Annotated in this window: 12 protein-coding genes and 1 riboswitch; of the genes, 4 read left to right on the forward strand and 8 right to left on the reverse strand. The window is 53.5% G+C overall.

Annotated features, from left to right (window positions below; genetic code table 11):
- Positions 1–49 precede the first annotated feature (49 nt).
- From IPM31_04590 to IPM31_04605, 4 genes are all read left to right on the forward strand, one after another.
- A complete protein-coding gene (locus tag IPM31_04590) occupies positions 50–2779 on the forward strand; it encodes a valine--tRNA ligase (GenBank protein ID MBK9006252.1) in 2730 nt (909 codons plus the stop codon).
- Between the two features lie 26 nt (positions 2780–2805).
- Positions 2806–2945, forward strand: a riboswitch (FMN riboswitch).
- A 222-nt stretch (positions 2946–3167) separates the two neighbouring features.
- Positions 3168–3914, forward strand: coding sequence for an ABC transporter permease (locus IPM31_04595; protein MBK9006253.1), 747 nt, complete (start codon positions 3168–3170; stop codon positions 3912–3914).
- Between the two features lie 59 nt (positions 3915–3973).
- Positions 3974–4948, forward strand: coding sequence for an ABC transporter substrate-binding protein (locus tag IPM31_04600; GenBank protein ID MBK9006254.1), 975 nt, complete (start codon positions 3974–3976; stop codon positions 4946–4948).
- Between the two features lie 80 nt (positions 4949–5028).
- A complete protein-coding gene (locus IPM31_04605) occupies positions 5029–5775 on the forward strand; it encodes an ABC transporter ATP-binding protein (protein ID MBK9006255.1) in 747 nt (248 codons plus the stop codon).
- Positions 5776–6043: 268 nt separating this feature from the next.
- On the opposite strand, the gene IPM31_04610 is transcribed toward IPM31_04605, so the two are convergent.
- The 8 genes from IPM31_04610 to IPM31_04645 form a co-directional block, all read right to left on the reverse strand.
- A complete protein-coding gene (locus tag IPM31_04610; protein ID MBK9006256.1) occupies positions 6044–6325 on the reverse strand; it encodes an XRE family transcriptional regulator in 282 nt (93 codons plus the stop codon).
- A gap of 4 nt (positions 6326–6329) precedes the next feature.
- Positions 6330–6686 carry a type II toxin-antitoxin system RelE/ParE family toxin gene (locus IPM31_04615; GenBank protein ID MBK9006257.1) on the reverse strand — a complete coding sequence of 119 codons (357 nt, stop codon included), beginning with the start codon at positions 6684–6686 and terminating at the stop codon, positions 6330–6332.
- Positions 6687–6881: 195 nt separating this feature from the next.
- Positions 6882–7106, reverse strand: coding sequence for a DUF2277 domain-containing protein (locus IPM31_04620; protein ID MBK9006258.1), 225 nt, complete (start codon positions 7104–7106; stop codon positions 6882–6884).
- 9 nt (positions 7107–7115) lie between these two features.
- Positions 7116–7457 carry a hypothetical protein gene (locus tag IPM31_04625; protein MBK9006259.1) on the reverse strand — a complete coding sequence of 114 codons (342 nt, stop codon included), beginning with the start codon at positions 7455–7457 and terminating at the stop codon, positions 7116–7118.
- A gap of 53 nt (positions 7458–7510) precedes the next feature.
- Positions 7511–8128: a transposase gene (locus tag IPM31_04630; GenBank protein MBK9006260.1), complete on the reverse strand. Its 618-nt coding sequence runs from the start codon at positions 8126–8128 to the stop codon at positions 7511–7513.
- Between the two features lie 61 nt (positions 8129–8189).
- On the reverse strand, positions 8190–9209 hold the full coding sequence (locus IPM31_04635) for a DNA polymerase III subunit delta' (protein ID MBK9006261.1): 1020 nt from the start codon (positions 9207–9209) through the stop codon (positions 8190–8192).
- A 103-nt stretch (positions 9210–9312) separates the two neighbouring features.
- A complete protein-coding gene (gene rsgA / locus IPM31_04640) occupies positions 9313–10203 on the reverse strand; it encodes a ribosome small subunit-dependent GTPase A (protein ID MBK9006262.1) in 891 nt (296 codons plus the stop codon).
- 73 nt (positions 10204–10276) lie between these two features.
- Positions 10277–12538: a hypothetical protein gene (locus IPM31_04645; protein ID MBK9006263.1), complete on the reverse strand. Its 2262-nt coding sequence runs from the start codon at positions 12536–12538 to the stop codon at positions 10277–10279.
- Positions 12539–12692 lie beyond the last annotated feature (154 nt).

Raw genomic sequence — 12692 nt, forward strand, 5'->3', positions numbered from 1 at the left:
GTGTATACGTGCGTACTTGTTTCCTCGTCTACACCGAAGGAGCAACCAAATGACCAAACACGAACTACCCAAAGCCTACGACTTCAAAGCCACCGAGTCGCGCATCTATGCGATGTGGGAGGCGGGCGGATTCTTTCAACCGCACAATGACCCCAACAAGCCGGGCTTTGATCCGAACGTCGAGCCGTTCGTCATTTCGATCCCGCCGCCAAACGTGACGGGCGAACTGCATCTCGGTCACGCCATGTTCGTCAGCGTCGAAGACCTGATGATCCGCTATCACCGCATGAAGGGCTACTCCACGCTGTGGGTGCCGGGCACCGATCACGCTGGCATTGCCACGCAACTCATGGTGGAACGCGACCTCCTGCAAAAAGAGGAAGTGACGCGCGAAGAACTCGGACGCGAGGAATTCCTCAAACGCACATGGGAATGGAAGCGCAAATACGGGAACATCATCACCACTCAGATCCGACGCCTCGGCGCTTCGTGTGACTGGAGTCGCGAACGCTTCACCCTCGACGATGGGCTGAGTCGCGCCGTAAGGGAGGCGTTCGTCCGCCTCTACGAAAAGGGACTGATCTACCGTGGAGCGCGTCTCATCAACTGGTCGCCGGGACTCAAAACTGCGGTCTCCGATATCGAAGTGGAATATAGCGAAGAAGAAGCGACGCTGTATTACTTCAAATATATGTTGTCCAGCAGTTCAACTGCTGGACAATCGGAAGTCGGGTATATCCCCGTCGCCACCATCCGCCCGGAAACAATCCTCGGCGATACGGCTGTGGCGGTGCATCCCGGCGATGAACGATTCAAAAAATTCATCGGCAAGACAGTCATCGTGCCGATTCTTGGACGCGAGATTCCCGTGATCGCGGATGAATACGTGAGCATGGAGTTCGGCACGGGCGCGCTCAAGATCACGCCCGGTCACGACCCGAACGATTACAACATCGCGCAGAAACACAACCTGCCCATTATCTCCGTGCTTGATGTGGAGGCGAAGGTCAACGAAAACGGAGGCAAGTACAAAGGTCAGGACCGATACGAAGCGCGGAAAAATCTGTGGGCTGACATGAAAGCCGCGGGACTCGTCATCAGGGAAGAGAAATACACCACAACCATCCCGCGCTCGCAACGAGGCGGAGAGATCGTCGAGCCAATGATCTCCGAACAGTGGTTCGTGAAAATGGACTCGCTTGCGAAAGCGGGACTCGATGCCGTGCGCGATGGACGAATAAAAATTGTTCCCGAACGATTCGAGAAGACGTATTTCAACTGGCTCGAAAATATCAAAGACTGGTGCATCAGCCGGCAGTTGTGGTGGGGACATCGCATCCCCGTGTGGTATTGCGCGGACGGGCATATGACCGTGACGCGCGAAGACCCAACGGAATGCGCGACGTGCGGCTCGAAAGAACTTCGCCAGGATGACGATGTGTTGGATACGTGGTTTTCATCGGGCTTGTGGCCCTTCTCCACATTGGGCTGGCCCCAAGAAACGCCCGATCTGAAATATTTTTACCCGACCACCTACATGGAAACGGGCTACGACATCATCTTCTTCTGGGTGGCGCGCATGATCATGATGGGACTCGAATTCACCGGCGAAGCGCCGTTCCACACCGTGTATCTGCATGGCTTGGTGCGCGACGAGCATGGACGCAAGATGTCCAAGACGTATGGCAACGTGATCGACCCGCTCACCGTGATGGACGAATTCGGCACGGACGCGCTTCGCTTCACCCTTCTGGTTGGTTCCACGCCCGGGCACGACATGAACCTTTCGGTCAAGCGCGTCGAAGCCAACCGCAACTTCGCCAACAAACTTTGGAATGTGGGCAGGTTTGTGATTAACACGGTGTCAGGTTCCACGTTTCAAGTTTCGGATACTGATGACCGATCACTGTCCACTGATCACTGGACTCTCGCCGATCAATGGATCTCCGCCCGCCTCAACCAACTCGTCCGCGATGTGGAGCGACAATTCCAGAATTTCCAATACGGGCAGGCTGGGCAACAAATTTACGATTTCATCTGGTCTGATTTCGCCGATTGGTATGTGGAAGTTGCGAAAGAGCAAATGAAGAACGAAGCGACTCACACACAGACAATTGAAACTTTGGCGCGCGTGTTCGATACTTGCTTGCGATTGTTGCATCCGTTCACGCCGTTCGTCACCGAAGAAATTTGGGGACACTTGCGAAGCGCGTTACGCGAGTCCCCGATCTCCGGTCTCTGCAAAGATTGGCCCGCCGCTCTCGTTGTGGCGAAGTTCCCACAGCCGAGTCAGCCCGAAGGGTGGGAAGAAGCGAAGCTCGCCGACTTCGAGCTAATTCAAGAGATCGTGCGCTCCATCCGCAATTTGCGCGCGGAGGAGAATGTCGCGCCATCGAAAAAATTATCCGCGACGATCATCGGCGGTGACAAGATGGATTTGCTAAATGAGCAATCCTCTGTCATTGCCGCGCTTGCCGGGCTCAACCAATCTCAAATCTCCAATCTCCAATCTCTCGCGGAGAAACCCAGCGATTCAGTTTCCCTCGTCGTCGGCTCTGTCGAAATTTATTTGCCGCTGGCGGGCATGGTTGACCTTGCCGAAGACAAGTCGCGCCTTGAAAAAGAATTGAAGGAAGCCGAGTCGCACATCGAGCGATTGGAAAAATTACTCGCAGGCGACTTCGCCAACAAAGCCCCCGCCGCGCTCGTGCAAAAAGAACGCGACAAACTCGCGGGTTATAAAGACACGGCTGAAAAGATCAAGTCGCAGTTGAAGTAAGTTGGCGTATAATCGCGTCAATTGAATACAACCTTCGGGGCAGGGTGAAATTCCCGATCGGCGGTACAGCCCGCGAGCAGGTAGAACCGACTTAAGTCGGTCATACGGCACGATACTGGTGTAATTCCAGAGCCGACAGTCATAGTCTGGATGAAAGAAGGATATCGACTCACCGCGAGTCTGATTCGACGTATCCCCGAAAACGCACGATGTTTTCGGGATTTTTATTCGTTTCGGACTCAGGGATGTCTGATTCTGCGCCCCGACCTTTCGCGGCGCTTTTTGTTTTCCCCGCCGAGCGGAACGAGCCTGAGCCTGTCGAAGGGGAATGTAGTCGAAGCGCCGCGACGAAAGAAGAAAGACGAAAGACTAGCAATAAGCGTTAGGTATGCCAAAGAAACTCGCTCCCATCCTCCTCTCCGTTCTCGCCTTCCTCCTCGGCTGGGACCTGCTCACGCGCTTCGGCGGAATCCCCAACTTCATTCTGCCCTCCCCGCTCAGCGTGTGGACTCGTTTCCTCAAAGCCATGAGCGATGGAAGTTTGCCGCATCACACCGCCATCACATTGAGCGAAATCGTGCTGGGACTCATCGTCGGCGTAACATTTGCCACGATTGTAGGTTATGCCCTCGCCAAATCGCGTTCACTGGAAAAAGTGTTGTCGCCGTATCTTGTTGCGAGTCAGGCGATTCCCGTCATTGCGATTGCGCCGTTGCTGGTCATCTGGCTCGGAGATGGGATTCTCTCGAAGGTGGTCATCTGCGCGTTGATCGTGTTCTTCCCCGTGCTGGTGAACACGATTGTGGGAGTCCGCGCTGTGCCAACTGCGTTATACGATTTGATGAACTCCCTCCACGCCTCGCGCGCGCAGATCCTTTGGAAGGTAGAAGTACCCGCGTCTCTGCCTGTGTTTCTCGGCGGCTTGCGTATCGGCGCGACTCTTTCGGTCATCGGCGCGATTGTGGGAGAACTTGTCGACGCGGAAAGTGGTCTCGGCTTTTTACTGCAACTCGGCGACTTCCAATACGACACGCCGATGGTCTTTGTCGCCGTCTTCACCTTGATCGCGCTGGCGTTGATGTTGTATGGGATCGTGAGAATGTTGGAGAATAAATTTTTGAAGTGGCAAAATTAGCAAACAGACCTCACAGGTCTCTGAGACCTGTGAGGTCTACTCAACAAAAGGAGATTTACATGTTTCGCAAATTAGTTTTACTCATGCTGGGGCTGTCGCTGATGTTGACGGCGTGCGGCAAGCCGAACGTCGAGAATGAAGCGTTGACCCACATCCGTTTGCCAATGGGGTACATCCCCAACATCCAATACGCGCCGTTCTATGTCACAGTTGAAAAAGGATATTTCAAAGACGCGGGCATCGAGATCGAGTTCGATTACAAATTTGAGACCGACGGCGTCGCGTTGGTGGCGGCGGGCGAGTTGCCGTTCGCGGTCGTTTCGGGCGAACAGGTTTTGTTGGCGCGCGCGCAGGGATTGCCCGTCACGTATGTTGCCGCGTGGTATCAGCAATATCCCGTGTCGGTGGTCGCGAAAAGCGAGGCGAATGTGCTTGTGCCGCAGGATTTGAAAGGGAAGAAGATCGGCTTGCCCGGTTTGTTCGGCGCGAGTTATATCGGTTTGCGCGCGTTGCTCGCCGCGGGCAAACTCACCGAAGCGGATGTGACTCTCGATGCGATCGGGTTCAATCAAGTGGAACTGATGGCGGCGGGGCAACAAGATATCGTTGTCGGTTATGCGGCGAACGAACCGTTGCAATTGCGCGCGCAGGGAATCGCAGTGACCGAGTTGCGCGTGGCAGATTATGCTCAACTCGCGGCGAACGGTTTGCTCGCAAGTGAAAAAGTGATCGCGGAGAATCCCGAACTCGCGCGGGCATTCGTCGACGCGTTCTTGAAGGGATTGCAATACACGATTGATCGTCCTGATGAGGCGTTCGAGATCAGCAAGGCGTATATCCCGAATTTTTCCGAACTGGATGCCGATGTGCAAAAACAAGTGCTCGAAGTTTCCATCGAACAATGGAAGGCGGAACGACTGGGTTACTCCGATCCGCAGGCGTGGGAGAACATGCAAAATGTTTTGCTCGAGATGGGCTTGATCGCGGAACCGCTTGATCTGAGCAAGGCGTTCACGAATGAGTTTGTGCCGTGAAAACTTTACCGCTAAGACCGCGAAGATCGCAAAGAAATCTTTAAAAACTTCGCGCCTTAGCGTGCTTCGCGGTTTAAAAAATGTCTCATACGCCAATCCTCACCATTAGCAACTTATCTGCCGTATTCCAAAATGATAACGGCGGACTTCACGCGCTCGATGACGTTTCCTTCAACGTTCGCGCGCGAGAATTTGTGTGCGTGCTGGGTCCATCGGGTTCGGGCAAAACAACTCTCTTGCGAATTCTCGCGGGGTTGATTCCGCCCACGTCGGGCGCGTTCACGTTCGGTCGCGGCGAAGAGCCGAGCATTGGCATGGTCTTTCAACAAGCGACCCTCATGCCCTGGCGCACGGTGACGGAGAATATCCGACTTCCGCTCGAAGTGAACAAAGTAGATGAAACCACCGCGCTCAAAAAAACAAGCGAGATGATCGAACTGGTGGGGCTAACGGGATTTGAAGACTCGCTCCCGCGCGATCTCTCCGGCGGGATGGCTCAGCGCGTGGCGATCGCGCGCGCGCTCATCCATGACCCCGACCTGCTTCTGCTCGATGAGCCTTTCGCCTCCCTCGATGCCATGACCCGCGAACGCATGTGGACAGAGTTATCCAACCTCTGGCAGGCGCGCCAGAAGACCGTCATCATGGTGACGCATTCGATCAACGAGTCGCTATTTTTAGCGGATCGCGTCCTCGTGCTGACTCAACGTCCCGGCAAAATCAAAATGGACATGGAAGTTGACCTGCCGCGCCCGCGCAAAGATGAGATTCGTTACACGTCCCAGTTTGGGAAATTGGCAAAGAAGTTGAGAGGGGCGATTGAATGAATCAAACCATCCCGCAGGCGCTGTCCTGAGCCTGTCGAAGGGTTTTAGCAAGGCAACACTGCTTGCCCTAAAACCTGCGGGACGTTCTGCGTAAAAGACTGTTTCTTAACTCTTTCTTTGCCGCAGAGCGCGCAGAGAACTCTGAGAAAAACCTATAAAAAATCTCTGTGGGCTCGGTGTTCTCCCCTGGCACCGCCCGCCAGGGCAGGTGTGTGGCTGAGGCTCTTTTTCAGCCTTTCTGAAACACTCTCTAAGGCAATTGAACAACTTACGCCAGTTCCACTTTGAGTTTCTTCCCCAACGCAGACGCGGCGCGTTCCAAGGTCGAAAGTGTGACGGACGAATTTGCGGGATCAAGTAGGCGTTCTAAAGCGGCGCGGCTGGTCCGCATCTTGTCTGCCATTTCTGTTTTGCTGAGTTTGCGGGCTTTCATCTCCTCCGCGATTTGGTATGCAATGACGCGTTTAATGGCTACCGCTTGCGCCTGTTCAAGCAGTTTTTCCTCACGCAAGAAATCGTCGAAGTTGCTTCCCATATTTTTTCTTTTCATTGCCTTATTCCTTTTCTATATCTGCCAATCGGCGGCGGGCGGTATTCAAATCATCCAGAGGCGTCTTCTGTGATTTTTTTACAAACCCGTGCAACAGTATCATCGTGTTGCCACTTACTGTAAATATCACACGAGCTATTCCATGACGGGTATTCGAGCGCACCTCCCACAGTCCTCGTTCTAATTTGCGGATCAAGGGCATCCCGAGGGGCCAACCAAATTGTGCAGTTTTGATATCTTCGCCAATGACCCTCTTCTCATCGCGGTTAAGGCTTTTCAGCCACTCGCGGACAGGTTCATTGCCTGCATCGGTCCGATAAAAGAACACGTTCAGAATCGGCTGTCTCTGCTCTTTGTCCACGACAGTAGTGTACCATAAATGATACACTCGTCAAGGCGATAAATTTAGACACGGTTCGATTTGGAAAATTGGCAAAGGAGTTACGCGCGGCGATAGAGTGAATCAAACCGTCCCGCAGGGTTCAGCAAGGCAACAATGCTTGCCCTAAAACCTGCGGACGATTCATTTACGGCGCGATCCACGCCTGGAAGAAATTCAACTTTGTGCCGATACTACGGTTCCGTTTTTTACAGCAAGATTCTGTAGCAAGGTTTGCGTTGCTTTTGAAATTTCCTCCAACGCCCTCTCAAACGCCGCTTCATTGACTTTGGATGGTTTGCGGTAGCCGCTCACCTTCCGCACGAACTGCAATGCCGCCGCGCGAATCTCTTCCTCGGTGGCGGGGATGTCACTGCGTAATGTTTTGATAGTTCGGCACATGGTTTACTCCTATTGCGCCAACGGCGGCGCATCCTTTCCATCCAGCGTGTACATATCCGCGTCGGCGGGTTGAAGTTTAACGTTGAAGATCGCCTGCAATTTCCCGTTGGCGACTTCGAGCAGTTCATCCAGTTGCGCCTGATCCTTTGCCTCGCCGCGAAAGACAATATCTTTCCTTCCGTTCAGCCTCTGGATGAAATGGATCCATGCAAACGTGCCGTCTTTTTTCTTCTTGGCGAGCAACTTGTACATACCCACTTCGGGAATGTAAGGCGTGATCCACGCGCCAGCGATTTCCTCGCCCTCGTCTATCGACATCATCGCCATTTCACGCAGGGACGGTTGTTTCATTTTTTGTGTTCCTCCGTAGTAACGACTCCGCGAAGCGCCCTGTGGGTTAGTCGTTAATCGTTCTTCACATCATCATCCCACCCATTACCAAAATCAACAGGCGGAGTATATGATTTCCAATGTTCACGAAGCCATTCTCTCCCGTTATCTTCGTAATAGAGTGATAGGCTCGACCACTGCCAGTCGTAAGCATCTTTCACATAACCGTGTTTTACGGGATTGTAATGGATATAGTTGAATGCCGTATGAAGCTGACCATCATTTCTGATGTATGTGTCAGCAAATTTATACCAGACGCGGCGTTTGCCCGTTAGCCCGTCCTCGATGTTCCATTCGCGGGAGGTTGTTCCATGCAACTGTTTTAGCGCGGCTGATACATGCTCCAATGCCTGAATATAGGCAAGGACATGATAATGATTTGGGAGTACAACCCAAGCGACCAGGCCCTTCGCAATTTCGCGAAGGGCAGTCAATAAACGGGATTCAAACTCAGTCAGACGTTCGGGCGATTTCATGATGGGTTTATGCTCAAAAATCGCCGCCGAGATCATATAAGCCCCAGCCTCACGGAACGGATGCGGCGGCGCGTGTAACGGGTAACCGCGCGTGCGGCGATAGTTGACAATGATTTCGCGTTCCTTGGGCGAGAGTTTGCGATATTCGTAAGGCATGGCTTATTCGTAGTAACGACTTCAGTCGTTACAGGTTCTGACGACTGAAGTCGTCACTACGTTAATCGTTCGGTAAATCCATCAACATCACTTCCGCCAACATTCGCGAGTTCACATTCCTGTCCATCTTCTCAAGTGTTTCCTCAAGCCCGCTGACCACGCGCCGCGAGACGGACAAGTCCATGCGCGAGGCGATATCTTCGATCTCCAGGTTGCGGTCCACATTGACGAGCGGGGTCGAGGCTTGCGAAACTCTCAGCATCACGTCGCGCCAATACGAAAGCCAGAACAAAATTGTCTGACGCATTGCATCCTTGTCTTTCGAGAGTTTATCGGCGTAGGAAAATTTTTCCACGCGCGAGGCAGGTAACAAAGTGAGCAGGTCATTCAATTTTTCTTCGCGTTGTTCGAGAAGCGAATCGTTTTCGATCAGCCGAAGTGCATATCCCATGCGTCCGCCCGAAATGTGCGCGATCAACTTCGCGCGTCCAGTCTCTAGTCCTCTAGTCTCTAATTCTCTTTGCACTTCTTCAACACGCAACGGTCTTAACCGCAACACTTCACATCTCGAAACGATCGTCGGCAATAACTGCTCGGCGTTATCGGCAGTGAGGATCAACACCGCATAAGACGGCGCTTCTTCGAGCGTTTTCAACAGCGCGTTCGCGGCGTTGTCGTTTGCTTCTTGAAACCTCAAGAACAATGCCACACGATACTTCGATTGAAACGGTTTGAGTGTGAGCAATTTCCGCGCATCGCGGATCTGATCCACTTTTAGGATGCCGCCCTCGGATTCGGATTCGATCACGGTCAAGTCCGCGTGCTTCATGGACTCGATCTGCTTGCAATCTCGGCACGTTCCACAAGGGACGCCTGCTTCAAGCGGCGTGGGGCAGTTCAACGCCTGAGCGAATCGCAACGCCAGCGTGCGGCGACCCAAGCCTGGAGGTCCCGCAAAAAGATACGCATGGCGCACCCCCCCGCGGACAATGTGCTTCCGCAACATATCCACAGCCCAGTGGTGACCGGTTATGTGCCAGTTATCAGTGATCGAGTTATCAGTTATCAGTGAAGTAGTCATCAGTGTCCCCAATCGTAAATCGTCAATCGTCAATCGTCAATCACCAGTCTCCAGTCTCTAATTCTCTAATCCTCCAATTCTCACTCTCCTCAATTACCAATTACTAATTACTCCCCTCCCTCAACCTCAAATACGACTCATACCGTTGCTCGAAAACTCGCCCCTCTTCCACCGCCTCCACCACCGCGCATCCCGGCTCGTGGATGTGTGTGCAGTCGCTGAATTGACAATGTTGTACAAGGTCGCGCAATTCGGGGAAGTAGGCGTCCATTTCTTCAGGGGTCGTATCCCACAGCGCCAGCGACTTCCAGCCGGGCGTATCGGCAACGTAGCCGCCGTCGTCGAGCGCGAACAACTCGCGCGTGACGGTTGTATGCTTCCCTTTATTCATCGCTGTGCTTACATCGTTGACGGCGAGTCCCAACCCGGGTTGAATTGCATTGAGCAGTGACGATTTCCCCGCGCCGCTGGGTCCCGCGAACGCGCTGATTTTTTGCGCGAGAATCTTTTTAAGTTCATCCAACCCATCGCCATTTTTTGCGGACGTGTACATGACGCGATAACCGATTGCTTCATACAAAGAAAAAATTTTCCTTGCATCGTCAACGAGATCAATTTTATTTGCAACAACGACAGCGTGGATTTTTTGTTTCTCCGCAATGACCAGAAACCGATCCAACATTTTCAATTTGGGATTCGGATGCGCGCACGCGAACACGAACACGGCTTGGTCTGGATTCGCCAGCAGGACTTGTTGATATTCGCCCTGCGGACGCGGGTCGAGCCGCGTGATGGCTTGCTTGCGTTCTTCAACCTCTTCGATGACCCCGCTTCCGTCATCTAAAATTGTTATGCCAACTTTGTCGCCCAGCGCGGCAATGTCGCCTGTGGCTTTTCCCTGCTTTAGTTTTCCACGAAGTTGACAAATAATAAAACCATCTTCAGTTTTTACCGTGAAGAATCCAGACTGGGCTTTGACGATCAGACCGCGAATCTCCAATTCTCAAATTCTCCAATTCTCAAAAGACCTCACAGGTCTTAAAGACCTGTGAGGTCTCCTCTGTCAATTACTGTTCCGGCGTCTCGGTGGGGATGCCGCCGAAGGGCGTCGGGGTTTCGGTCACGCCGAAGTTGGATTCGAACCAGTAGATGGTCCGGGGTGAACCGAAGTAATACGTCTCGATGATGCGCTTGAAGACCGGCGCCGCCCAGTCTGAACCTTCGCCTTGATTTTCAAGAATAATCGCGATGGCAATATCTGGTTTCTCTTTGCAGACGGGGAATTGATCCACGGCTTCCTCGCAAAGGGTATAGCCGGCAAACCAGGCGTGCGGTCTGCCGCTTCCCGATTCGGCTGTGCCGGTTTTCCCGGCGACAGGCACTTGGATTCCGCGCAAGCGGAAATGCGCCGTGCCGAGCGTATCCTCCACCACCGAGATCATCGCTTCGCGGATGAGTTGTAACCGTTCCGGCGTGACGGGCAAGACGCCGGTCGCTTCCGGCTTGAAGACCAGCGTGGGCGCCCCCTCAATGGGCTGAATGGATTCGACCAATTGCGGGCGATACAACGTGCCACCGTTACCGAGCGCGGCAATGAAGCGCGCCACCTGCAACGGCGTGACCTGCATATCGCCCTGCCCGATCGCTTGATTGACAACATCAATCGCAGTTTGCGGATCGCTGATATTCCCGGCGGCTTCGGTGATCTGACCAATTCCCGTTGGCGAACCGAGACCAAACGCGCGCGCCATGTTGGCAATATCGGTCTGACGGTTATTTTGATATAGGGTGTAGCCGATATCATAGAAAAACGGGTTGCATGAGCGCATCAATCCCTGAGAAAGGGTCAACAAGCCAGAGGGCAGGCTATCGGGCGTATTACATTCCCTGCCCGAAGCGACGCGATCTTCGCAATGTTGCCACGTCCAATCGTGGCGGATCGTATCCGGAAGTTTCGTCCAATCGTATTGACAGTCAAAGGTTGATTCAGGGATGTATAACCCGCTCTCCATGCCCGCCGCCATGGTGATGATCTTGAACACCGAACCGAGCGGATATTGTCCTTGCGCGGCGCGGTTGAGTAGCGGATCGTCTACACGCTGAAATAATTCCGCGATTCGTTCTGAACTGTTGGGGTTGTTCGTTTCAAAGATATTCGAGTCGTAATCGGGCGAGGATGCCATGGCAAGCACACGCCCGGTATCCACCTCCATCACGACCACCGCGCCGCGGAATCCCTCGATGGATTTTTCCGCGTAGTATTGCAGATTGCGGTCCAAGGTCAGGTTCACCGATTCAGACGGTAGCGGTTCGCTCTCTCCGACCTTCGTCACGATCTGCCCATTAGACGGATTCACCACGTACAACGTGCCGCCATGTTTGCCGGCGAGATAATCTTCCATCGATCGTTCAATGCCGGCGTTCCCGACTCGTTCCGAACCTTGATAGCCGAGGCGTTTATATGTATCCAAATCATCAGCAGAAATAAACGTGGTGTATCCAACGACGTTCGAGGCGGTGCCTTGCTCGAAATAATAACGGGATGTGTACTGCTCCCATTGCAAACCGCTCGGAGAACTGGCGCGGATAATCGCGGATTCGTCTGCCGACGCCTCGCACAACGGAATGGCGAACTGGTCCGGCGTGTTGAGGATATCCTGCGTGAGAACTTCCGGGCTGATGCCGCACAACGCCCACACGCGCGCAACCAGCGTGCCGATGCTTTCATCGGTGACGTTGCCGGGGATCACGTAGAACGCGTATACCTCGGATTGCGCCGCGAACGGGTCGCCGTTGTGGTCATAGATCTCCCCGCGGGAGGGGATCTTGTAATCCATTTTGAGCACATTGCCGCCGGCGAGTTCCGGCAGGATGTTCGAGTCGTCCCATTGCAATTTCCATCCCCCGTCTTCGAGGGTGAAGCGCGCGATCATGTCGCGTTGAATGTCGCCCGCCAGCACGGTGTGATAAGTGACGTTATACGCCACCTCGGCAGACAACGGGTTGACCAGCGCCGAATTGATGACGTAATCGAACGAGCCCGCGCTCATTTCGTTCAACGCGTCGCGGTTGCGCTTGGCAAATTGGTCGAGCGGAAGCGCGTCTGTGGTCACTTTGCTGAGCATGGTGTACATGGCGTTGTAATCGTCCGCTTTGTAGGCGTCGAGGTACGCGCTGAGCGCCGCGCTCGCATCCGGCGCAGAGTCGATGGTGACGAGCGGTTGCGGCAACGCGGTTCCGGTGGGCACGCCGGGAATCCCATTGGTGCCGCATGCGGCGAGAATAAATGCGGGGATGAGGATGATACTGATGAGACGAAATAATTTCATGTTTTACCTTTCAATTCAACAATCCCGAAGGGATGGAAAGCTTATAGCCTGAGGCAAGCAACGACCAAATCCCGAAGGGATGATATACGTTTCGCGCGCTATGACACCCCTTCGGGATTGAATCTATTGCACATAAAAATCTAGAATCATTTGA

The organism is Candidatus Defluviilinea gracilis (genome assembly GCA_016716235.1).
Taxonomy (GTDB): domain Bacteria; phylum Chloroflexota; class Anaerolineae; order Anaerolineales; family Villigracilaceae; genus Defluviilinea; species Defluviilinea gracilis.